The organism is Streptomyces sp. WZ-12 (genome assembly GCF_028898845.1).
Taxonomy (GTDB): domain Bacteria; phylum Actinomycetota; class Actinomycetes; order Streptomycetales; family Streptomycetaceae; genus Streptomyces.
Genome location: NZ_CP118574.1, coordinates 3,798,696 through 3,821,385, shown reverse-complemented (window position 1 = coordinate 3,821,385; position 22,690 = coordinate 3,798,696). Strand labels below are relative to the sequence as shown.

Sequence of the window (22,690 nt, the reverse complement as noted above, 5' to 3'; positions counted from 1 at the left end):
GGATGTGCGACCCTATGAGGTCATGAGCGAGTCGCAGCCCACCCAGCCCGGTCCGCGGGACCGGAACGATCAGTACGTCCTCACGCTGTCCTGTCCGGACAAGAAGGGCATCGTGCACGCGGTGTCCAGCTACCTGTTCATGACCGGTTGCAACATCGAGGACAGCCAGCAGTTCGGCGATCGGGACACCGGGCTGTTCTTCATGCGGGTGCACTTCACCGCGGAAGCGCCGGTGGACGTCGACAAGTTGCGGGCCAGCTTCGCGGCGGTGGGCGTCTCCTTCGAGATGGACTGGCAGATCCACCGCGCCGACGAGAAGATGCGCGTGGTGCTGATGGTGTCGAAGTTCGGGCACTGCCTCAACGACCTGCTCTTCCGCTCCCGGATCGGCGCCCTGCCGGTCGAGATCGCGGCCGTGGTCTCCAACCACACCGACTTCGCCGAGCTGGTCGGCTCCTACGGCATCCCGTTCCACCACATCCCCGTCACCCGGGACACCAAGGCCCAGGCCGAGGCCCAGCTCCTGGAGCTGGTGGAGAAGGAGTGCGTCGAGCTGGTGGTGCTCGCCCGCTACATGCAGGTCCTCTCCGACGACCTGTGCACGGCGCTGGCCGGCCGCATCATCAACATCCACCACTCCTTCCTCCCCAGCTTCAAGGGCGCCCGCCCGTACCACCAGGCCCACGCCCGCGGTGTGAAGCTGATCGGCGCCACCGCGCACTACGTGACCGCGGACCTCGACGAGGGCCCGATCATCGAGCAGGAGGTCGAGCGGGTCCGCCACGACGTCACGCCGGACCAGCTCGTGGCGATCGGCCGCGACGTGGAGTGCCAGGCGCTGGCCCGCGCCGTGAAGTGGCACAGCGAGCGCCGGGTGCTGCTCAACGGGCGCCGCACGGTCGTCTTCGCCTGACGTGGACGCCGCGCGCGTGGCGACGCGCACGGCATAGGCGACGCGCACGACGCAGGTGAGGCGGGCCCCCAACGCCGGCGGCCCGCCTCACCACCGCGACCCCGCCCCAAGCCCGCTACAAGCGGGACAGCGCCGCCGTCGCGAACAGCACCTCGCGGATCGCCTCGCGCTCGCCGTCCTGCCCCGCCGCGGCCTCCTCCGGCGAGATGTGCCCGGCGGCCAACTGGCAGAACTCGTCGCTGTCCAGGGCGATATGGGCGACGGTGCTCTCAGGCGAGCCGACCGCCGCCGGGGAGTCCAGGGCTATGTACCAGTCCCCGCCGCCGTTGCCCTCGACCTCCAGATGGAGCGTGCGGCCCGGGGCGCCCGCGGCGACCAACTGCCGCGGCGGCGCGGCCAGTCCGGCCTGTCGACGCTGGGCGAGCGTGGTCGGCAGCAGCCGCGCCGCGAGGTCGACGAGCAGATGGAGATGGCCGGAGGCCGGCGGCCTGTACGGATAGTCCACCGCCTCGGCGATGTCCCCGGCGTGCACCCAGGTCTCGAAGGCGCGGTCCAGGAAGGCGTCGCGCAGCGCGAGGTCGAACTTCCCGTACGGGACGGAGAGTTCGGTGCCCCCGGTGTCGGCGAACGAGACCGTTCTGACCAGCGCCTGGCCCTGTTCGCGCCAGGGGTCGTGTGGCGCCCGCGGATCGGGCTGCTCGCCGAGGGCGCGCCAGTACACCTCCGTTCTTCGGCGCGGTCCCGGCTGCTCCGGGGCGTCGGCGCCCAACGGGTCGGGCAGCCCGAGGGCCGTGGCGACCATCCCGTCCACCGCCATCAGGTGCCCGATCACCCCGCCGACGGTGCTGTCGCGCGCCACCGGCTCCCGGCCGTCGAACCAGCGCAGCCGCACCGGAGCCCGCCACTCCGCCTCGCCCATGTCGCGCAGCAGCGCGTCGAGTTTGGCGGCCTCCGCGTCGAACGGGATGGCCCACTCCGGCACCGGGATGCGCGCCGGCCGGCGGCCCAGGCAGCCCGCCAACACCCGCGACCGGAGCAGCGGATCGAGGTCGAGGCTGTCCGCGGGGTGCAGCAGTGCCACCGCGTCGCGCAGCCGCAGGGCCTCCTCGGCGCAGGCGGCGCAGTCCGTCAGGTGCTCCTCGACGGCGGCGGTCTCCTCCGGCGAGCAGGCGGACAGTGCCCAGGCACCCAGCAGGGACTTGAGCACCTTGTGGGACGGGGCGGCCGGCGGTGGCTGGCGCGGGCCGGTGTCGGCGCCGGTCACGGGGTCGTCATCGCTCTCGTACTCCGCAGGGACGTCGTGGGACGGGACGTGGTCCGGGACGGGACCGGGCGTCGGGTGGGGGACGCGTGGCAGGGGCGGCAGCGGGCCGTGGTCCTCCGCGGCGGGGCGCGGCGCCGGTATCCGGGGCCGTTCACCGGGGCCACCGGGGCGCTCGCGGCCGTCCCATTCGTCCGGGCCCCTCACCGCGGCCGCCCATGGCCCGGTGCGGGCGGTGTGGAGCGCGGCGGGCGCGGGGCCTGCGGCCCCCGGGCGGCGGCGCGGCGCATCGGGACCGCGGGCAGCGCCTGGTGGTTGTGGGCGGTGGACAGCAGTTGGAGGCCCAGGCGGAGCCGGCGCCGGGCCTCGTCCTCGGTGACGCCGAGGTCGGCGGCGGTCTGGCGGTAGTCCCGGCGCTGGAAGTACGCCAACTCCAGGGCCTGGCGCAGCGGGGCGGGCATGGAGGTGACGATGTAGTCGGCGCGGGCGGCGGTGGACGCCTCGTGGATCTTCCGCTCCAACTCGCGCTCCGATTCGGCGGATCCGGGCCCGCTCTCGTCGTGGTCGCGCGCCGAGGCGGACTCGGTCTGGCGCAGCCGCTGGACGGCCTGGTGGCGGGTGATCCCGGCCACCCAGGAGCGCAGCGAACCCTGCTTGGGGTCGTAGGAGTCGGGGTGCTCCCAGATGTAGCCGAACACCTCTCGGGTGATGCGGTCGGCGGCGTCCTCGTCGTCCAGGACGCGGTGGGCGAGGCTGTGCACCAGCGAGGCGAAACGGTCGTAGAGCTCACCGAGCGCGGCGGCCTCGCCGCGGGCGAGCCGCTGCTGCATCCGCCTGTCCCAGCGCGGTGGTGCGTCGTGTGCCATGGGACCCCCATTCCTGCCCCTCGCGGCCGGGCTCACACCTCGGCCGGCGCCGTCGCCGAAGCCTCCGGACGTGACCTCAGCCTCCACCCGGGGCCCGTGCTCCGCCGGACCCCGCGCCGTCACTCCCGCCCACTGTCGTACCCGTACTCGCCCCTCCGCTCACGAACTATCGTCCGTCACTCGATCCGGCGGCCCGCCGCATCGGGCGCTTTACGGCCGTCGCGCCCACGCCGTGACGTTCGCCACGACGATCGCCGTGCCCTCGAATGTAGTGGCCGGGTCTGACAGCGCAGACGCCTTTGCGGCAAAGCGGCCCGCGCAGGCGTTGCGGGTGGTAAGGGGGTGATGACGGTGTGGCAGATCCGTCCCCACTTCGCGATCGAAGTGGAACGATGCGGACCGTTCGTGGCCGTATCCACCCATGTGTTACGCGGGTGTGACCGGTTGCGGGCGAAAACCCGCCTTCCCTTGGGCATAGCCTTAGGAGGGGACGGCCTGCCGCGCCGCGGAATCGCAAGCGTTTCAGGGGGGAGAGGTCGGGCAGTCGAGCCGGGAAGGGTGGGTTCCGCATGGCAGCCGGGGCGCATCCGGTCCGAAAGCGAGCGAAAGGCTTCGAGCGCGTGTCGTTGAAGGTGGCAGAGGACGAAAAGGGCCCATGGGCGGTGCTCCAGGTTTCCGGCGAGATGGACCTGGTCACGTCGCCGGCGGTGCGGCAGCACGTGCACGACGCGGTGGCCGAGGGCCGGCGCTCCCTGGTCCTCGATCTCTCCGAGGTCCGGTTCTGTGACTCCAGCGGCGTGGGCGTGCTGATCGCCGCCCGCCGCCTGATGCGCTCCTGCCAGGGGCGCCTGAGGCTGATCCTGCCCGCCCAGGGTGCCGTCGACGGCTCCCACGTCAACCGTGTCCTGGCCGCCCTCGGCGTCCGCCGGCTCTTCGAGGTCTACCCGGACCTGCCCACCGCGGTCGACGAAGCGGCGGCGCCGCTCTCGGCCTGAGCGGCCCGGTGTCGGCGTGCGGGCGGCCCGCGTGAGGGCCGCCGTCGACGCCTGCCCGTCTCCCGATGCCCGCCCGCCGCGGCCCTAACGGGCCAGCCCCTGCCCTCGGTTGTCGACCGCCCCGCCCGATCACCCCGCCCCGTACGGGAATTCCGCCCGTACGACGAAGCCGCCCTCGGTCGTGGGGTGCGCCTCCAGCGTTCCGCCGAGGCTCTGCGCGCGTTCGCGGAGCCCCACCAGTCCGTGCCCGCCGCCCGGGAGCGCGGGGACCGGCACCGCCGCGTCCGCCGGCCCGTTGCGGATCTCCACCCGCAACCCCTCCTGTCCCCGCGCCGCCGCGCTCACGTCTCCCGGTGCCGTCAGCTCCACCGCGTCGACCCGGACCCGCACCCGCGCCCCCGGGGCGTGCTTGCGGACGTTGGTGAGCGCCTCCTGGACGGTGCGGAAGGCGGCCCGCTCGACCGTCCGGGCGCCGCGCGGACGGCCCGCGTCCGCCCCGTCCGGAGCCGCCCCCTCCGGGTCCCCGTCCGCCGCGCCCAGCCCCTCGTACGTCACGTCCAGCGCGCTCATCTCGATCAGCCGCGGCAGCTCGTCGAGGTCCGGCTGCGGCGCCAGTTCGGCGGTCTCCCGGGCGTCGCCGCCGGCCGCCCGCAGCACGCCGACCATGTGCCGCAGCTCCTCCAACGTGCGCACGGACAGCTCCCGTATGGTCCGGGCCCCGCTGCGCGCCGCCTCGTCCGCCGTGCTGACCTGCACTGCGCCGGCCTGGAGGCTGATCAGGCTGACCTGGTGGGCCACCACGTCGTGCATCTCGCGGGCCAGCCGGGCCCGTTCGGTGGCCTTCACCCGCTCCGCCAGCAGCCGGTCCTCGCGGCGCAGGCTGCGGGTCAAGTCGTCCACCCGGGAGGCGAGTTCGCGGCGGGTCCGGACCAGTAGGCCGAGCGCGATCGGGGCCGCGGAGGTCACGCAGGCGTCGATCAGGACCAGGGCGTTCTCCCGGTACGCGGTCGGTTCGAAGTCCGAGATCGGGTACGGCAGGAAGTGCGCGGCGACCAGCAGCAGTGCGCAGACGCCGAGCCGGGCCCGGCCGGGCCGCAGCGCGGCCAGGGTGTAGAGGGCGACCATCGGCGCGAACCAGATGTAGCCGATGTAGAGCCCCGGAAGGGTCACCAGGAACACCGGCAGCGGCCAGCGGCGGCGCAGCAGCAGGGCGGTCGCCGCGAGCACCGAGACGGCCAGCTCCAGGGCCAGCTCCAGGCCGTTGACGAGCAGCGCGTCGGCGATCGCCAGCAACACCGGCACCAGTACGGGACCGATCCGGCGCAGCCGCCGTCCCAACGGGCCATGGGCGAGCCGGCGGACGGGACGGCGGCCGACGCCCGGGCCCCCAACGGGCGCCGGGCCTGCTCCCGTTGCCGACTCCTTCCCGGCGTCCCGTCTTCCCCCGGGCTTCCGGCCGGATATCACCACGTCCCCCGGGGGACGCCGGCCACCAGGCCCGCCCGGTCGGCGACGATCGCCGCCTGGACGCGGTTGATTCCGCCCAATTTGGCCAACAATGCTCGCACATGGTCCTTGACCGTGCTGGGCGCCAGTCCCATCCGCTCCGCGATCTGCGCATTGCCCAGGCCCTCGCCCAGCAGCGCCAGCACCTGCGACTCGCGCGGCGTCAGCCCGCTCACCGCCCGGGCCGCGGCCGCCTGGTCCTCGGCGGTCAGGTAGCCGCCGATCACCGCTCGGGTCACCCCGGGGTCCAGCACGCTGCCGCCGGCCGCCAGCGTCCGCACCGCCCGCACCAGTTGCTCGGGGTCGGAGTCCTTGAGCAGGAAGCCCGCCGCGCCCTCCCGCAGCGCGGCCGTCAGGTACTCCTGGGCGTCGAAGGTGGTGAGCATCGCCACGGCCGGCGGCTCCGGGGCGGCCCGCAGCCCGCGCAGCACGGTCAGGCCGTCCACGTCCGGCATCCGGATGTCGAGCAGGACGACCTCGGCCGCGCAGCTCAGCACGGTCTCCACGGCCTCCGCGCCGCCGCAGTCCGCGACCATCTCGATGTCCGGGGCGGTCCCCAGGATCATCCGCAGTCCGGACCTGACGAGCCGTTCGTCGTCCACCACAGCGACACGGATCACCGGCCGCCCCTTTCTCCCACGCATCGTTCGAGCTCCGGAACCGCCCGGCGCTGCGCGACTCCGTCCCCGCCTCCGGGTCCCCCTTAGGAGGGCCCCGCACCCCCGCCGACCGGCGGGGGTCCTCGCCCGACCTGCGGACGATGGCGCGGGGCGGACCCCGCGGGCAGAGTGGTTCTCATGCTGCACCACTGAAGAGGCCACAAGCCCAGGACGCGTTGCAGCTCACATCGACGGCCGCCGCGGCCCCCACACGCGACGGACGTCCCGGCGTGCGGGGGCGGGCCCGGAGGGGACCTTCCCCACCCCGGTCACGGGGTCCACGAGGCCCCGTCGCCGCCGCCCCCGCTACCGTCGCCGTCGACGTCACGGACCCCGGCCGCCCCCTGTGCCCCCTCCGGGCCCTCGGCGCCTCCCGCGCCCTCCTCCGCGTCCTCGGTATCCGTCGACTGCCGGTGCTGGGCCAGTCGTTCGCCCCGGCTCTCCGCGATCCGTACGGCGTCCCGTAGGGCGGCGAGCAGCTGCGCGGCCAGGAAGCGGAGCTGTCCGGCGTCGGCCGACGGGTCGTCGATGAGGGGCTCGGCATGGTCCAGCAGCCCGAGGCTCATGGCCAGTTGGAGCGCCTCGATCCGGTCCGCGTGCCGGGAGACGGGGCCGTCGCCCGCGAGGTCGGTGAGGAGGTAGCAGGGCTGGTCGTCGGCGCCGACCCAGGGGAGCAGCCGGCCAACGGTAGGGGTCGGGCGGACGGTTTCGGCAGTTCGGGCATTCCGGTCGGAACGGTGCGGCACGTCAGCCTGCTTTCTTGGGGTGAGCGGATCGGGCCGGCGCGGCCCGGGGCCGTCGTCTTCGACGCGCCCGCCACGCTAGGCGGGCGCGGTACGCCCGGACAGTGACGCCCTGTGCCACTTTGCGTGCCGGGTAGGACGCAGTGCCCTACCCGCCCTCTGGGGAGGGCGGTGCGCTACGCGTCGAGGTCCAGCCGATCGGCGAGCGCCGTCAACGGAGAGGCCCGGCGCCTTTCGCGACCGCGAAGTTCGGACACCAGACGCAGGCTGGTGGAGTGGTACCGCATCCACTCCGGGGCGATGCGCTCGGCGGTGAGCAGGGCCGTCACCGCCCCGTCGTCCTGGTCCAGGTCGGCGTGGGCCAGGGCGCGGTCGACGTGGAACCGCGCCCGCCACGTGGGCGGCAGCGCCTGCAGTTCCGGCACGGTGCGCGCGGTGCGCAGGGCCTCCGCGCTGTCCTCCATCTCCACAAGGAAGTTGACCTTCGCCACCCCTACGTTGGTGGGGCCGAACGGCGTCGCGTAGTCGAGCCGGTCCGTGCCGAGCCGGGCCGCCGCCGCGCCCGCCAGGTTGAGCAGGTCGTGGACGGTGTCCTGGTGTTCCGAGCGCACCGCCGCCGTCGCCGCGCGGAGCAGCAGGACGCCCCACAGCGCCAGTTCGATCGGTGCGGAGCGGAAACCAGGCTCGATCCGCTCGGCCGCCCTGAGCGCGACGCGTTCGGCGTCCGCCAACCGCCCCTGCTTGGTCAGGACCCAGGCGAGGCTGGAGAGGCCGACGGTCTCCAGATGGGGATCGTCCCCCTTGGCCGCCGCCGTCCTGGCGCGTTCGAGCGCGGTGAACGCGGCGTCCTCCTTGCCCAACGCCGCCAGCGTCGTCGCCGCGACCTGGTACGCCTCGGCCAGTACGGAGTGGGCCGCGGCGGCCCGGTGCCCGGTGGAGGCGTGCGCCGTCGCCTTGGCATCATTGATCAACTGCGGCAGCAGGGCGCCGATTTCGGCCATCCGGCCCTCTCGGCGGATGCACTCCGTCGAGCGCAGTGCCGTCTGCAGCGCCGCGATGTCCGGCGGGTCCTCGGGGTCGGGGTCCTCCCCGAGGAGCTCGGACACCGGAGCGACGGCCTGGCGCAGCGCCAGGACGGACGGCTGCTCGCCGTCCCCGCGGACCTCGAAGGTCGCGGGCTTGCCGACGAGTGCGGACGGCTCCACGTCCAGCGCTCGGGCAAGGGAGTTGAGCGTGCTCAGCCGGGCCGTCCGGCGCACGCCCTGCTCCAACTTGCGCACGACATCGACGGACATCCCGGACCGTTCGGCGAGCCCTTCCTGCGTCAGCCCGCGCCGGGCGCGCAGTCGGGCGATGCGGTCCCCGATGCCGGGCTCCTCGTGGAACAACTCCATGGCTACTCCCGCGAGACGGACGTAGCGACCACGCTACGCCTGTGGGCGCGGGGGCGTTGCGCCACCGTCCGGAGCCGCCCACCGGACTACCCCTCCCCGGCCACCGGCCCCACCCCGTCGATGACGCCCTCTCCCCGTTCCAGGCCGCGCCCCATCGCCAGCACCAGCACCGACGTCATCGCGGCCAGGCCGAACGCCGTGGTGGCCATGTAGAGCGCGCCGTCGGGGGTGGCGAAGGACCGGTTGAAGAAGTCGGTGACGGTCAGCCAGACCACCGTACGGACGGTGAGGTAGAGCTCGACCGCGGCGAAGACGAACAGCGCGCCGCGGACGTCGTGGCGGGCGCGGCAGGCCAGCACGCCCAGCACGAGGAAGCCCAGCACCGAGCCGAGGGTGGTGAATTCGCTGGAGGTGGCCAGATTGAGGGTGCCCAGGACCGAGCCGTCCACCGCGCCGCGGAGGTACCGGCGGGCGGCCTCCACCCCGGCGGACGTCAGGTCGTACGCGGTCCAGGAGAGCCGGGCCACCCCCATGGTCAGGAAGAGGACGCCGCAGATGCGCGCGAGGCGACGGTCCCGAGGGCCGGGGCAGAGGGGCGGGGCATCCGGCGTGGCCAGGAGGGTCGAGGTAACCGGGGCGGCCCCGTCGGCCCGGGGGCGGCGCCAACGCCCCGCCACGGACCGCGTCTTCGCAACCCCCGCCGTCTCCTTCGCCGGGAACATCTTCGTCAGGACGACCACCGCGACCACCAGCCCCAGCGCCCGGGTGGCCAGCGCCCAGCCGCCGAGCGGATCGGTGGCGTACTGATCCCGGTAGGCGGCGTCGCAGAGGCCGATTGCCTCCCGCAGCGAGACGGCCAGCAGGAAGAACCCGCAGAACAGGGCGGCGCTGCGGGCCGGTCGGCGGTGCGCGACGACCAGGCCGGCGGTCGCGAGGAAGGCCGCGGCGAAGGCCCACTCGTAGGGGCCGACCAACTGGGACGCGGGGGCGGCGCCAGGATTGAACAGCCCCTCGACGAAGTCCCAGACCGAACCGTCCCCTTGGACGATGCCGTACACCGTCCAGGCGGCGAGCGCGACGGCGTAGAGGGTGAGGAAGAACGCGGTGGTGCGGTACGCGGCGTGGTGCCGGGGCGCGGCGCGGGTCGGATCCCCGCCCGGACGGACGTCCAGCGCGTCGCCGTCCCGCATGACCATGCCCGATCCCCGTTCCCGTGCCGCCCGTTGTCGTACCGGCGTCGCCGCCGAAGCCGCCGCCTCACTGTGTCAAGGACGGCCGGAGGGGCGGGGGAGGTTCCGCTCCGTGTGTCGCGAGTTGATCAACGTGGGTGGTGGGTTGACGGGGGAGGCGGTGCGATGGCGTGTCGATAGGGCTAACGCCCTCCAGAGGGCGGGGTGTTGACGCGGGCGTGGACCTGGCGTTGACGTCTCGGTGGGCACCGGCCGGCTCCGGCCGTCCCGCGACGGATTCCGCGCCGGACGCCGGGAGTTCGCCTTGGACGGCCGCGCCGGATCCATCAGGGGCGCGCCCGCCCACCGGCGGCCGAGATCCGCGCGCCCCGCCCCGTCTCCCCAGCCCACCCCCCTTGCGGCCAGCAAATACTGGCGCGATGGTGGGCAGTGCGGGAAAACCTGTTACCGCCGGGTACACAAAGCGGTCCCGGACGAATACGCTCGCCCGCATGACGGACTCGCAGGACACCGGAACGGCCACCTCCGACGCGGCACCCCAGGACGCCCCGACGTCCACGACGATCTCCGAGGCCCCCACCGCGCCCAGCGCGGAGGCCGATCCGGTGGCGCCCGCCGCGCCCCATGCGGACGGCAACCCGGTCGCCACCGCCGCGCCCGGCACCCGTACCGCCGCGGACGTCGTCCCCCCGGAGGTGGCCGCCCGCCTCACCCGCGCCGTGGTCGGCAGTGGCGCGACCGCCAACCACGCCCCGTTCACCGGCGAGAAGTTGGCGGACCTGCCCGAGTCCACCCCCGAGGACGTGGCCACCGCCTTCGAGCGGGCCCGCGCCGCCCAGGAGCGCTGGGCGAGGGTCCCGGTCCGGCAGCGCGCCGCGGTCCTGCTCCGCTTCCACGACCTGGTCCTGCGCCGGCAGGCCGAGGTGCTGGACCTGATCCAGTTGGAGACCGGCAAGGCGCGGCTGCACGCCCACGAGGAGGTGCAGGCGGTCGCCGTCGCCGCCCGCCACTACGGCCGCAAGGCCCCCGCCTACCTCCGCCCCAAGGGCCACACCGGCGTCGTCCCGACCCTGACCAAGGTCACCGAACTCCGCCAGCCGCGCGGCGTGGTGGGGCAGATAGCCCCCTGGAACTACCCCTTCGAGCTCACCGTCGGCGACGCCCTGCCGGCCTTCGTCGCCGGTAACGCCGTGGTGATGAAGCCCGACACCGAGACCGCGCTGACCGCCCTGTGGGCCCGTGAGCAACTGATCGAGGCGGGCCTCCCGGAGGACGTCTGGCAGGTGGTGCTCGGCGAGGGCCCGGTGATCGGCCCGGAGGTCGTCCGGCACGCCGACTACGTCTCGTTCACCGGCTCCACCCGCACCGGCCGCGAGGTCGCCCAGGGCGCCGCCGCCCGGCTCGTCGGCGTCTCCCTCGAACTCGGCGGCAAGAACGCCATGTTGGTGCTGCGCGACGCCGACGTGGACAAGGCCGCCGCCGGCGCCGTCCGCGGCTGCTTCTCCTCCGCGGGCCAGTTGTGCATCTCCATCGAGCGGCTCTACGTCCACGAGTCGATCGCCGATGCGTTCGTCGAGCGGTTCGTGGCCCGCACCAAGGCGATGCGGCTGGGCAACGCCCTCGCCTACGGCGCCGACATGGGCTCGCTGGTCGGCCCGCGCCAGTTGGAGACCGTCACCCGGCACGTCGAGGAGGCGGTGGCCAAGGGCGCCCGGGTGCTCGCCGGCGGCCGCCCCCGCCCCGACATCGGCCCGCTCTTCTACGAGCCGACCATCCTGGACGGCGTCGAGACGCCGATGGCCGTCTGCGGCGAGGAGACCTTCGGCCCGGTCGTGTCGATCTACCGCTTCCGCGACGAGGACGAGGCGGTGGCCCGCGCCAACGCCACGCCCTACGGCCTCAATTCCAGCATCTGGACCAAGGACGGTCGACGCGGCCGGGCGCTCGCGGCACGGCTGCGCACCGGCACCGTCAACGTCAACGAGTCCTACGCGGCCGGCTACGGCAGCGTGCAGTCCCCGATGGGCGGCATGGGCGACTCGGGCCTGGGCCGCCGACACGGGTCCGAGGGCATCCTCAAGTACACCGAGGCCCAGACCGTCGCCCAGCAACGCCTGATGCCCATGGCCCCGTCCTTCGGGATGAACGACGAGAGTTACGCCGCCTTCATGACCCGCAGCCTGCGCGCAATGAAGGCCCTCCGCCTCCGCTGAACCGAACGGTGCGTGCCGTCGGCGGGTCCAACCAGCCCCGCCGACGGCAGATTCCGACCCTGCTGCGCGTGAGAAGCAGGGCCGGCGACGGAGCCCACACATTCAGCCCCTCCGGCGTTTGAGGAGCGGGGTCCGGGGCGGAGCCCCGAAGACGGACACGGAGGTACCGGTGCCACAGGACAACGCTTCCCCCCACCCCTCCCCGAACGGCGAGTTCGCCGCCACCGGGCCCACCCCCGACTCCTACGACTACGACTACGACGTCATCGTCGTGGGCTCCGGCTTCGGCGGCTCCGTCTCCGCCCTCCGCCTGACCGAGAAGGGCTACCGCGTCGCCGTCCTCGAAGCCGGCCGCCGCTTCACCCGCGAGACCCTGCCGAAGAGCTCCTGGGACCTGAAGAACTACCTGTGGGCCCCCGCCCTCGGCCTCTACGGCATCCAGCGCATCCACCTCCTGGGCAACGTGATGGTGCTGGCCGGTGCCGGGGTCGGCGGCGGCTCGCTGAACTACGCCAACACCCTCTACGTCCCCCCGAAGGCGTTCTTCGACGACCCCCAGTGGCGCGACATCACCGACTGGCAGGGGGAGTTGGACCCGTACTACGACCAGGCCCGGCGGATGCTCGGGGTGCGGCTCAACCCGACCATGACCCCCTCCGACGTCCATCTGAGGGCGACCGCCCGGGAGCTGGGCGTCGGCGACTCCTTCCACATGGCGCCGGTCGGGGTCTTCTTCGGCGACGGCGAGGACGCCGACGGCACGCCCCGGGCGAAGCCGGGCGCGGAGGTCCCCGACCCGTACTTCGGCGGCGCGGGCCCGTCCCGCCGGGCGTGCACCGAGTGCGGTGAGTGCATGACCGGCTGCCGGCACGGCGCCAAGAACACCCTCAACGAGAACTACCTCCACCTCGCCGAACAGGCCGGCGCGGTGATCCACCCGATGACCTCGGTCGTCGCCGTCACCGAGGACTCCCGCGGCGGCTTCGCGGTCAAGACGCTGCCCACCGACAACAAGAAGAAGGGCGCGGGCAGGACGTTCACCGCCCGCCGGGTGGTCCTCGCCGCCGGCACCTACGGCACCCAGACGCTGCTGCACCGCATGAAGGACAGCCGGCTGCTGCCGTACCTCTCCGACCGCCTCGGCACGCTGACCCGCACCAACTCCGAGGCCCTGGTGGGCGCCCAGACCACCGACCGCCGCTACCGGAAGCAACACGGCGCCAACCGCGCCGACTTCACCAAGGGCGTCGCGATCACCTCGTCCATCCACCCCAACGAGAACACCCACATCGAGCCGGTCCGCTACGGCAAGGGCTCCAATTCCATGGGGAGTTTGACGCTCCTCCAGGTGCCGTACCGGCCGACCGGGCGGGTCCGGGGGTGGGTCGGCAACATGGTCCGCCACCCGGTGCTGGCGGTCCGCTCGCTCTCCAACCGCCGCTGGTCCGAGCGCAGCATCATCGGCCTGGTGATGCAGTCCCTGGACAACTCCCTCACCACGTACCGGAAACCGGGCGGCCTGGGGAAGGGCCTGCTCACCGCCCGGCAGGGCCACGGCGCCCCCAACCCCAACCAGATCCCCGAGGCCACCGAGGCCGCCGCCCTGCTCGCCCGCGAGATCAACGGCTTCCCGGGCAGCAACGTCGGCGAGTTGATGGGCACCCCGCTCACCGCACACTTCCTCGGCGGCTGCCCGATCGGTGCGGACGCCGACCACGGTGTCATCGACCCCTACCACCGCCTCTACGGCCACCCGGGCATCTCCGTCGTCGACGGCGCCGCGGTCTCCGCCAACCTCGGCGTCAACCCGTCCCTGACCATCACCGCCCAGGCCGAACGCGCCATGTCTCTGTGGCCCAACAAGGGCGAGGCGGATCCGCGCCCGGCCCCGGGGCGGCCGTACGAGCGGGTGGCGCCGGTCGAGCCGGTCCGCCCGGCCGTGCCCCGCGCGGCCTTCGGCGCGCTCAACTTGCCGTTCCTACCGGTCCCTTCGGTCCCGCCGAAGAAGCCGTAGCGCCCGCCCGGCACGGCGAAGGGCCCCGCGAACTCCTCCGCGAGGGGGGATGCGGAGGCCACGGGGCCCTTGGCGTTCGGTGCCGACGTCAGGGCGGCGCCGGCACCGACAGGCGGCGCTGGGGGGAGCGCCGCTGGCTCATCAAGAGGGGTGCGGTGGTGCGGTGTTGCGGAGTGGTGCGCATGCGGTGCGAGACGTGGTGCGGAAGTGGTGCGCGGGGCCGCTCGGCATGTGGTGTGGACCAATGGCGTGCGCGGCAAAGGTCCGTACCGGAAGCGGTCAGTGGTTCGTCAAGCATCGTCCAGGATGCGCCTCACCTGGCGCAACCGTTTCGACGGGATGCGGTCGGTCCCGGGCGTCCCCAGGACCGACCACCCCATCGGTGTGACCGGGCTGCTGTCCCCTGCTGACCGGTCACGGACCGGAGCGAGGTCCCACGACGCGGGCCGCTGCCAGCGGCCGACGTCTCATCACTCCGGCTTTCCGCCCGTGGGGCGGCGTCTACGCGTAGTCCTGCAGGCCACGTCTGGCTGGCGTGGCACCGGGAACAACGAAGCCTCTCCGGGCCCGGTCACGCGCCGTACGGGTGAGTCGGCAACCGAACTCAGTTCCAGCCGGGCCCCCACACGCATCCCCTCCGCACGGCCGCGCGACCGGTGCGGAGGGCGCCCATCGGACCGCCGCCGGACCGTCGTTGGGCCCGGCCGTCAGACCCGGCCCCGGCACAGCTCCAGCAAGGTCATCGCCAGCGCCGTGCCCGGCCGGCCGAGCTGGTCGCGGTAGTGCGCCAGCACCTCCATCTCGCGGGAGAGGTTCACCCGCCGCCCGCCGGAGGCGATCCGCTCGCGCTGGATGACCGCGGAGACCGCCATCCGTTCCTGGACGAGCCCGATGATCCGGCCGTCGAGGTCGTCGATCCGGCGCCGGGCGTCCTGGATCACACCGGCCGCCTCCGAGGTGTGCGCGCCGGTGTCCGGGGTGGCCGTCGGCCGCGCGGTGTCGCTGCTCGTGCTCATGTCCGTTCCTCCTGGGGTCCTGGCCCCGGGAGCCGCGGGATCCGGCACCGGTCCCGGACAGACAACAGGCGCCCCGGACCGTGGTCGGCCCGGGGCGCCTGGGGAAGTCGCTGTCAGTTGATCAAGCAGCACGACCTTGGCAGCCGGACGGGCCGGTGCCATAGGTAAAGACGAAGGTGAGCTGCCTGGACATGGCGCCCAGTATGAGCCCGTTAGAATCGAAAGTCCAACCCCTGCTCCACACCGCCGGAAGGCCGCCGAAGTGCCATCAGCGCCCCCTGCCGCCGCACCGGACGTCGTCCTCGTTGTCGACTTCGGCGCACAGTACGCCCAGCTCATCGCCCGTCGGGTCCGTGAGGCCCGGGTCTACAGCGAGATCGTGCCGTCCACCATGCCGGTGGCCGAGATGCTCTCCAAGAACCCCAGCGCGATCATCCTCTCCGGCGGTCCGTCGTCGGTTTACGCCGAGAGTGCCCCCAGCATCGACCGTTCGCTGTTCGAGGCCGGGGTCCCGGTCTTCGGCATGTGCTACGGCTTCCAGCTCATGGCCACCACGCTCGGCGGCACGGTCGACAACACCGGCGCCCGCGAGTACGGCGGCACCGCCCTGAGCGTCAGCAAGCCCGGTTCCACCCTCTTCGAGGGCACCCCGGCCGAGCAGTCGGTGTGGATGTCGCACGGCGACGCCTGCTCCGCGGCCCCCGAGGGCTTCACGGTCACCGCGTCCACCGACCTGGTCCCGGTCGCCGCCTTCGAGAACGACGAGAAGAAGCTCTACGGCGTGCAGTACCACCCCGAGGTGATGCACTCCACGCACGGCCAGCAGGTCCTGGAGCACTTCCTCTACCGCGGTGCGGGCATCGAGCCGAGCTGGACGACCACCTCCGTGGTCGAGGAGCAGGTCGCCGCGATCCGCGCGCAGGTGGGCAGCAAGCGCGCGATCTGCGGGCTGTCCGGCGGCGTGGACTCCGCGGTGGCCGCGGCCCTCGTCCAGAAGGCCATCGGCTCGCAGTTGACCTGTGTCTACGTCGACCACGGCCTGATGCGCAAGGGCGAGACCGAGCAGGTCGAGAAGGACTTCGTGGCCGCCACCGGCGTCCAGCTCAAGGTCGTTGACGCCAGCGAGCGGTTCCTGAACGCGCTCAAGGGCGTCTCCGAGCCCGAGCAGAAGCGGAAGATCATCGGCCGGGAGTTCATCCGGGTCTTCGAGCAGGCCCAGGCCGAGCTGGTCGCCGAGGCCGGCGCCGACGGCGAGGAAGTGGCCTTCCTGGTCCAGGGCACGCTCTACCCGGACATCGTCGAGTCCGGCGGCGGCACCGGCACCGCGAACATCAAGTCGCACCACAACGTCGGCGGCCTGCCGGAGGACATCGAGTTCGAGCTCGTCGAGCCGCTGCGCCAGCTGTTCAAGGACGAGGTCCGGATGGTCGGCACCGAGCTGGGCCTGCCGGACGCCATCGTGCAGCGCCAGCCGTTCCCCGGCCCCGGCCTGGGCATCCGCATCGTCGGCGAGGTCACCCAGGAGCGGCTGGAGCTGCTGCGCGAGGCCGACGCGATCGCCCGCGAGGAGCTGACCGCGGCCGGCCTGGACCGCGAGATCTGGCAGTGCCCGGTGGTCCTGCTCGCCGACGTGCGCTCGGTCGGCGTCCAGGGTGACGGCCGCACCTACGGCCACCCGATCGTGCTCCGCCCGGTCTCGTCCGAGGACGCCATGACCGCGGACTGGACGCGCATGCCGTACGAGGCCCTGGCCCGGATCTCCACGCGGATCACCAACGAGGTCGCGGACGTCAACCGCGTCGTCCTCGACGTCACCAGCAAGCCGCCGGGCACCATCGAGTGGGAGTGAGCGGCTCCCACTGACGCCCGATGAGGAACGCCGTCGCCCGCCGTGTGCGGGCGGCGGCGTTCGTCGTGTGCGGGGCCGGCCCGCCGCGGGCGGTCGGTGGTTGACGACCGACGACCGAGGGCGGAAGATGTTTTCCGCTAGACGGTAATGATTCTTCGGTATGCGGAAGTAAGTGGGGCGCGCGCTATGAGCACCATCGGTTTCCTCGGCCTCGGCATCATGGGCAGTCCCATGGCGGTGAACCTCGCCAAGGCCGGGCACACCGTGCGCGGTTGGAACCGCAGCCCCGGCAAGGCGGGCGCGCTGGTCGCCGCGGGCGGCCGGGAGGCCGCGTCGATCGCCGAGGCGGTCGCCGACGCGGACGTCGTCATTACCATGGTCCCGGCCTCCCCGCAGGTCGAGGCGGTCGCCTACGGGCCGGACGGCATCCTGGCCCACGCCAAGTCCGGGGCGCTGCTGATCGACATGTCCTCGATCACCCCGCAGACCTCCGTCGACCTGGCCAAGAACGCCGCCGAGAAGGGCATCCGGGTCCTGGACGCCCCGGTCTCCGGCGGCGAGGCCGGCGCCATCGAGGCCGTCCTGTCGATCATGGTGGGCGGGGAGCGGGCCGACTTCGACGCCGCCGAGCCCGTCCTCGCGGCCCTCGGTACGACCCTCGTGCACTGCGGCCCGCACGGGGCCGGCCAGACCGTCAAGGCCGCCAACCAACTCATCGTCGCCGTCAACCTCCAAGCCTGCGCCGAGGCCGTGGTCTTCCTGGAGAAGTCCGGCGTCGACCTCGCGGCCGCCCTCGACGTCCTCAACGGCGGCCTGGCCGGCTCCACCGTCCTGACCCGCAAGAAGGACAACCTCCTCAAGCGCTCCTACGCCCCCGGCTTCAAGTTGGAACTCCACCACAAGGACATGGGCATCGTCACCGACGCCGCCCGCACCGTCGGCGCCCCGCTCCCGGTCGGCGCCGCCACCGCCCAGCTCATCGCCTCCGCGGTGGCCAGGGGCGACGGCGCGCTCGACCACTCCGCGCTGCTCCGCGGCGTGGAACTGCTCGGCGGTTGCGGCCAGGAGCGGTAGGGCCGCCCTCGGGGCGCGGCGCGGTTGGTGGCGGCACGGGCCTGGTCTCTCGCGGAGGCGGGAGGTAGCTTCCGCCCGAGCGCCGCGAGCCGCACGCGCCCGGAAGGAGAACCACGATGTCGGAGCCGACCCCGATACCCCCCGAGCAGCTCCACTTCGCGATGCCGCCGACACACCAGAGCGTCGAGGAGGAGCGGCGGCACCGCAAGGAGCGCCTGGTGGCGGCGGTGCGCCTGCTCGGCCGGCACGGGTTCGACGAGGGCGTCTCGGGCCATTTCACCGTGCGGGACCCGGAGTTGACCGACTGCTACTGGGCCAACCCCTTCGGCCTCGCCTTCGCGTTGCTGACCGTCGGCGACCTGATCCTGGTCAACGGCGACGGGAAGGTCGTCGAGGGCCACCACCACGTCAACCAGGCCGCGTTCACGATCCACGCGCGGATCCACCGGGCCCGCCCGGACGTCGTCGCCGCCGCCCACAGCCATTCCCCCTACGGGCGCGCGCTCTCCGCCCTGGGGGAGCCCCTCGCCCCGATCACCCAGGACGCCTGCGCGTTCTACGAGGACCATGCCGTCTACAACGCCTATACGGGCGTGGTGGTGGACGAGGAGGAGGCCCGCCGGATCGCCGCCGCGCTCGGCCCGCACAAGGCCGTGATCCTGCGGAACCACGGGCTGTTGACGGTCGGCGACTCGGTCGACGCGGCGGCCTGGTGGCTCCTCACCATGGAGCGCTGCTGCCAGGTGCAGTTGACCGCCGGGGCGGCCGGCAAGCCGGTGCCGATCGCCCACCAGGACGCGGTGCGCACCCGGGAGCAGCTCGGCAGCGACCTGGTCGCGTGGATCAACTACCAGTCCCTGTACCAGCAGATCGCCCGCCGCGAACCGGAGATGTTCGGCTAGCGCCGGCCCGATGAGGCACGGCGCCGGGCTCGCGCGCGCGGCGGACGGCGCTCACGAGGCCGTGAGGGGCCCTGTGAGCGCCGCCCGTGCGCATCGGCGTTCCCCGGTCGCTACTTCTGCGGGAAGAGCTTCAGGAACGGATCCACGGCCGTCGGCAGCCCGCGGCTGAACGGCGCGTCGAAGTCCCAGACGAGGAAGAGCAGGAAGGCGATCAGCGCGCTGAACACGCCGGCCATCAGCAACTCCCGCGCCGAGCGCCTGATCTGGAGCGTGAACATCACCCCGATCGAGATCACGCCCCCGACGATCAGCCCGAACCACACCACCCCGGGAAGCGTCGGCTCCGCCGCGTCCGAACGGGCCATCCGCGCGCTGTCCGCGGCCGCCACCTGGTCGACGAGGGGCTGGTAGGACTCCCGCTCGTAGTCGTCCCGCGGGTGGTAGCCGATGACGTCGGAGCGGACCTTCGCCAGCAGCGCGTCGCCCTGCTCGGTGAGCTCGCCGCGATCGGCCATCACCGGCCACTCCTTGTGGACGACATAGCTGACATAGGAGTTGGCGTCCGCGCGGATGGCGTCCCGTACGGGCGCCGGCCACGCCTGGGCCCGCGCGCTGACCTCGTGGAGCGCCTGCGCCTCGGCCCGCACGGTGTCCTCGGCGGTGCTCCGGGCCTCCCAGACACCGGCGATGGCCAGGCCCAGCACGATCGCGTAGACCACGCCCACCATCATCGTCAGGTACTCGATCACGTCCGGCGTCTCGGACGGGTCGTCGTCCTCGCCGATCCGGCGCTCCTTGAGGACGGTGATGGACAGCACGACGCCGCAGACCGCGGCCATGGCGAGGGTCAACACCAGCCATTGCGACATGGAGACCTCCTACGAGGAACTGCGCCCGGCGGAACGGGACGAGGAACGCGAACGGGGACGGAGGGCGACGCCGGCCAGTACGGCCGGGGTGGTGAGCAGCAGCATCCTGGTCACCACGGAGCGCCCGCGGGACGGCTTGTGGCGGGCCGGCGGCACATGGCCGTGCCGGGCCGCCGGCCGCGGAACCGCCAGGAGCCGCGCGGGCGTTGAGGGGGGTGGTGGGGCCGGCGGCGTGGGGCGCGCGGGTGGCGGCGCCGGTGGTGACGGCCGGGGCGCCGGTGGGTCGGCCGGCGCGTGCCACGGGCGGGGCCGCGGCGCCGCGCTCCGACGGGGCGGCGGCGGGGCCGGTTTGGGCGTGTGACGGGACGGGGGGTGGTGCGTCGGCTCGGTGCAGGGGAAGTGCCAGCCGGGCGGCATGGGGAACTCGGTGGGCAGGTGGACGGGCGGAGCGGTGCCGGCGTAGGCGCAGTTGTCGCCGGCCGGCCGTCGGAGCGGTCCCGGGTGGGCGGCCGCCGGCGGGGACGTGACCAGGGCCAGCGCCGCCGCGAGCGTCGACGCCGCGGCCAGCGCCAGGGCCGCGGCGCGGACCAGGGTGGCGAACGGCGGACGGCCGGCGGACCCGCCGCCGCGCCGAACACGGGAGCGCCGGCGCGCTGAGGCGCCGGCGTCGTTTCGGGGAGATTCGTGTATCTCACGCACGGCGGGAAGTCTGCGCGGCGCCCGGGCCGGACAGCCGTCCGTCGACGGCGATTCGCCCGAACGGGGGGCATCGGGGAAAGCGCGTCCGGGCGACCGGCGGGCCGCCACACCGCCTGCGCACAGGTGAGCGTCAACCTGCCGATGCCGAACGGGACTTCCGTGACCTGGACGATTACCCTTCGCCCCGGTGGTTTACGGCACAATTCCCGTCTAGCGAAGAGAAGTTGATACGAGCGGCGGCGGGGCGGTACGGACGTGTCGGTGGAATCGGCGAGCACGGTGGCCGGGAGGAGCGAGCCGGGAGGCGGCGCGAGGCCCGGCGACGGCGGCGGATGCCGGTGCGGACAGTGCCCGCACGGGGCCCGCGAGGGGCACCGGCAGGCGCTCGCCGCGTTCGTCGCGCTGCGCGAGGAGTTCGCCGCCGGGCGCGGGGTGCCGGCCGGACTGGCGCACTCCGCGGGCGCCGCCCGGCAGTGGGTGTCCGACGAACTCTCCCTGTCAGCACGACTGTTGGCCGAACGCGGCGCGGCCGAGGGCGCCACCTGGCCGGCGACGGCCCGCCTGCGCGCCGTGCTGGCCGTCTGGGCCGGGGTGCTGGCGCTGCTGCTCGGGCAGGCGCTGACCGCCGTCGGACACGGCTGGACGACCGGCCGCACGGCCACGCTGACCGCGGCCGCCCTCCTGGCGCTCGGGGTGACGGCCGCGACCCGCCTCCACCGCGAACAGGGCGGCGCGCTGGCCCCGTTGGTCGGCGAGGACCACCGGCTGTCCACCTCCCGGGCGGTGGCCGTGGCCTGGGTGACGGCGGTCCTCTACGCCGTCCTGACGCTCGCCGTCCAACTGGCGCTGGGCCCGGGCCCGGATGCCCGGCACCACCTGCTCTCCGGGCTCGGACTGGTCTCCTCGGGCGGGCTGTTGGCCATGTTGGCCATCGGGTCCACGGTGGCCGTGCTGGCCTACGGGATGACCGCCGGGCGGATCCGCGCCGGGCGGGTGCAGAAGGTGCCGGCCGACCGGCCGCGGGTCGCCGACCTGTTGGCCGACGATGGGGGCCGCGGCAGCTTCACCGACGCGCAGTACGTGCTGGTGAACGCGGCCGTGCTGACCTTCGCCCTGGTCCGACTGGCCGGCGATTCAACCCAACTGCCCGGTATTCCCTGGGTGTTGGTGGTCCTGGCGGCGCTCTCCGCGGTGACGTACCTGGCGGGCAAGGCCGTCTCCGGGGGCCGGCCGGTGATCCTCTCCGTGGTGCGCGCCAGGGAACTCGGCGACCTCGCCGCCCCGATCCGCACCGGCGACGACATCGAGATCCGCGGCGCCGGCTTCGTCCCGCCCGGCGCGGCGACCCCGGACCGGCTGGCCCGTACGGTCGTCCGGATCGGCGGGGTGCACGTGCCCGTCCCGTTGGTGCCGGTGCCCGGCGGATTCGCCAACCCGACGGACGGGGTGCTGACCGTGCCGGTACCGGTCGATGTGGAGCCGGGCCCCGTGGACGTCCGGGTGATCACGGCGGCCGGGGCGGAGACCCGGGCCTATCGGATCGAGGTCCAGGACTGAGGTGAGCGTGGTGGCTCTCCAATCCCCTGGGATTGAGCGGAGATTGCGCGCTTGGCGGCCGTGGGGGTGCCCATCTGGGCGGTGACCCAAGCCCGTTGCCCGGCCTCGCGTCCGGCCTCGTGCGCGTCCGGCCTCGTGCGCGTCAGGTCTCGTGCGCGTCAGGTCTCGTGCTCGTGCGGGCGGTGCCGCGGTGACCGGCGTGGCAGGGCCCATCTGGGCGGCACCGCCTCCGGCACCGGAGGGAAAGCGGAGGGGAATCTCGCGCAACCGCGCGTACGCATCTCGCCAAGCCGTGCGGGCCCCGGCACAATCGTCTGCCCCCGGCGGCAACGGAGAGGCAGACGTCATGGCCCACGCACACCGCACGCACCCCGCCGACCTGGTCGGCACCCGGCCCGGCGGGCTCCGGGGCGGGCTGGCGCGGCACGCCCTGCTCCCGCTGCGCCTCTTCCTGGGCGCCACCTTCCTCTACGCCGGGACCCAGAAGCTCACCGACCGGGCCTTCCTGAGCGCCGGCGGCAAGGGCTCGCTGGGTGAACTACTGCGGCAGGTCCACGACTCCGCGGCGTTTCCGCAACTGGTGGAGCTGGCGCAGCACAGCCCGGTCGCCTTCGGCTATGCGCTCTCCGGCGGCGAGGTGCTGGTCGGCATCGGGACGCTGCTGGGGCTGCTGGGCCGGCTGGCGGCCTTCGGCGGCGCGCTGATCTCGCTGACCCTCTGGCTCACCGTGAGCTGGCCGGCCGCCCCCTACTACTACGGCAACGACCTCGCCTATCTGATCGCCTGGACCCCGCTGGTGCTGGCCGGCGCACCGCGCTTCTCGCTCGACGCCGCACTCACCCACCGCCGCGGCCGGCGCGGGGCGCGGCTCTACGGGTGAGCGGCGGCGCCCGGGGGTCTCAGCTGCGGGGGCGGGGGCCTGCCGCCCACGGCCCGGCCCCTCTGCCGATCGACGCGCGGCGCTCCGCCG

General features: G+C 73.5%; 19 protein-coding genes. 9 read left to right on the top strand and 10 right to left on the bottom strand.

What is annotated here, in order from left to right; translation table 11 throughout:
- Window positions 1-22: 22 nt before the first annotated feature.
- On the top strand, window positions 23-913 hold the full coding sequence (purU, locus tag PV796_RS16040; protein WP_274913864.1) for a formyltetrahydrofolate deformylase: 891 nt from the start codon (window positions 23-25) through the stop codon (window positions 911-913).
- 115 nt (window positions 914-1,028) lie between these two features.
- On the opposite strand, the gene PV796_RS16035 is transcribed toward purU, so the two are convergent.
- Both PV796_RS16035 and PV796_RS16030 read right to left on the bottom strand, forming a co-directional pair.
- Window positions 1,029-2,381, bottom strand: coding sequence for a zf-HC2 domain-containing protein (locus tag PV796_RS16035; RefSeq protein WP_274913862.1), 1,353 nt, complete (start codon window positions 2,379-2,381; stop codon window positions 1,029-1,031).
- The gene (locus tag PV796_RS16030; protein ID WP_274913860.1) at window positions 2,378-3,040 is read right to left on the bottom strand and encodes an RNA polymerase sigma factor; all 663 of its coding nucleotides are present in this window, start codon (window positions 3,038-3,040) and stop codon (window positions 2,378-2,380) included. The genes PV796_RS16035 and PV796_RS16030 overlap by 4 nt, the downstream gene beginning before the upstream one ends.
- 620 nt (window positions 3,041-3,660) lie before the next feature.
- Between PV796_RS16030 and PV796_RS16025 the strand changes: the two genes are divergently transcribed.
- A complete protein-coding gene (locus tag PV796_RS16025) occupies window positions 3,661-4,035 on the top strand; it encodes an STAS domain-containing protein (RefSeq protein ID WP_066985354.1) in 375 nt (124 codons plus the stop codon).
- 129 nt (window positions 4,036-4,164) lie between these two features.
- On the opposite strand, the gene PV796_RS16020 is transcribed toward PV796_RS16025, so the two are convergent.
- The 5 genes from PV796_RS16020 to PV796_RS16000 all read right to left on the bottom strand — a co-directional run bounded on the left by PV796_RS16020 (window position 4,165) and on the right by PV796_RS16000 (window position 9,533).
- The gene (locus PV796_RS16020) at window positions 4,165-5,373 is read right to left on the bottom strand and encodes a sensor histidine kinase (RefSeq protein WP_274913858.1); all 1,209 of its coding nucleotides are present in this window, start codon (window positions 5,371-5,373) and stop codon (window positions 4,165-4,167) included.
- Between the two features lie 125 nt (window positions 5,374-5,498).
- The gene (locus PV796_RS16015) at window positions 5,499-6,161 is read right to left on the bottom strand and encodes a response regulator (protein ID WP_274913856.1); all 663 of its coding nucleotides are present in this window, start codon (window positions 6,159-6,161) and stop codon (window positions 5,499-5,501) included.
- A 308-nt stretch (window positions 6,162-6,469) separates the two neighbouring features.
- Complete coding sequence (locus tag PV796_RS16010) at window positions 6,470-6,946, bottom strand: hypothetical protein (RefSeq protein WP_274913855.1); 477 nt, start codon at window positions 6,944-6,946, stop codon at window positions 6,470-6,472.
- A gap of 173 nt (window positions 6,947-7,119) precedes the next feature.
- A complete protein-coding gene (locus PV796_RS16005; protein ID WP_274913854.1) occupies window positions 7,120-8,337 on the bottom strand; it encodes a helix-turn-helix domain-containing protein in 1,218 nt (405 codons plus the stop codon).
- Between the two features lie 86 nt (window positions 8,338-8,423).
- The gene (locus PV796_RS16000) at window positions 8,424-9,533 is read right to left on the bottom strand and encodes a hypothetical protein (RefSeq protein WP_274913853.1); all 1,110 of its coding nucleotides are present in this window, start codon (window positions 9,531-9,533) and stop codon (window positions 8,424-8,426) included.
- Window positions 9,534-10,018: 485 nt separating this feature from the next.
- On the opposite strand from PV796_RS16000, the gene PV796_RS15995 reads away from it, so the two are divergent.
- Window positions 10,019-11,740 carry a succinic semialdehyde dehydrogenase gene (locus PV796_RS15995; protein WP_274913852.1) on the top strand — a complete coding sequence of 574 codons (1,722 nt, stop codon included), beginning with the start codon at window positions 10,019-10,021 and terminating at the stop codon, window positions 11,738-11,740.
- A 169-nt stretch (window positions 11,741-11,909) separates the two neighbouring features.
- Window positions 11,910-13,754: a GMC oxidoreductase gene (locus PV796_RS15990; RefSeq protein ID WP_446750599.1), complete on the top strand. Its 1,845-nt coding sequence runs from the start codon at window positions 11,910-11,912 to the stop codon at window positions 13,752-13,754.
- Window positions 13,755-14,461: 707 nt separating this feature from the next.
- On the opposite strand, the gene PV796_RS15985 is transcribed toward PV796_RS15990, so the two are convergent.
- Window positions 14,462-14,770, bottom strand: a complete 309-nt coding sequence (locus PV796_RS15985) for a chorismate mutase (RefSeq protein ID WP_274913851.1) — start codon at window positions 14,768-14,770, stop codon at window positions 14,462-14,464.
- Between the two features lie 262 nt (window positions 14,771-15,032).
- On the opposite strand from PV796_RS15985, the gene guaA reads away from it, so the two are divergent.
- The 3 genes from guaA (at window position 15,033) to PV796_RS15970 (ending at window position 18,595) form a co-directional block, all read left to right on the top strand.
- The gene (guaA, locus tag PV796_RS15980) at window positions 15,033-16,619 is read left to right on the top strand and encodes a glutamine-hydrolyzing GMP synthase (RefSeq protein WP_274913850.1); all 1,587 of its coding nucleotides are present in this window, start codon (window positions 15,033-15,035) and stop codon (window positions 16,617-16,619) included.
- Window positions 16,620-16,805: 186 nt separating this feature from the next.
- Window positions 16,806-17,693, top strand: coding sequence for a 2-hydroxy-3-oxopropionate reductase (locus PV796_RS15975; RefSeq protein WP_274913849.1), 888 nt, complete (start codon window positions 16,806-16,808; stop codon window positions 17,691-17,693).
- Window positions 17,694-17,809: 116 nt separating this feature from the next.
- Window positions 17,810-18,595, top strand: coding sequence for a class II aldolase/adducin family protein (locus PV796_RS15970; RefSeq protein ID WP_274913848.1), 786 nt, complete (start codon window positions 17,810-17,812; stop codon window positions 18,593-18,595).
- 110 nt (window positions 18,596-18,705) lie between these two features.
- Here the strand turns inward: PV796_RS15970 and PV796_RS15965 are convergent, their stop codons facing one another.
- A complete protein-coding gene (locus tag PV796_RS15965) occupies window positions 18,706-19,464 on the bottom strand; it encodes a bestrophin-like domain (protein WP_274913847.1) in 759 nt (252 codons plus the stop codon).
- Window positions 19,465-19,473: 9 nt separating this feature from the next.
- Window positions 19,474-20,163 carry a hypothetical protein gene (locus tag PV796_RS15960; RefSeq protein ID WP_274913846.1) on the bottom strand — a complete coding sequence of 230 codons (690 nt, stop codon included), beginning with the start codon at window positions 20,161-20,163 and terminating at the stop codon, window positions 19,474-19,476.
- A gap of 279 nt (window positions 20,164-20,442) precedes the next feature.
- Between PV796_RS15960 and PV796_RS15955 the strand changes: the two genes are divergently transcribed.
- Window positions 20,443-21,720 carry a hypothetical protein gene (locus PV796_RS15955; protein WP_274919048.1) on the top strand — a complete coding sequence of 426 codons (1,278 nt, stop codon included), beginning with the start codon at window positions 20,443-20,445 and terminating at the stop codon, window positions 21,718-21,720.
- 346 nt (window positions 21,721-22,066) lie between these two features.
- Window positions 22,067-22,600: a TQO small subunit DoxD gene (locus PV796_RS15950; RefSeq protein WP_274913845.1), complete on the top strand. Its 534-nt coding sequence runs from the start codon at window positions 22,067-22,069 to the stop codon at window positions 22,598-22,600.
- Window positions 22,601-22,690: the final 90 nt, after the last annotated feature.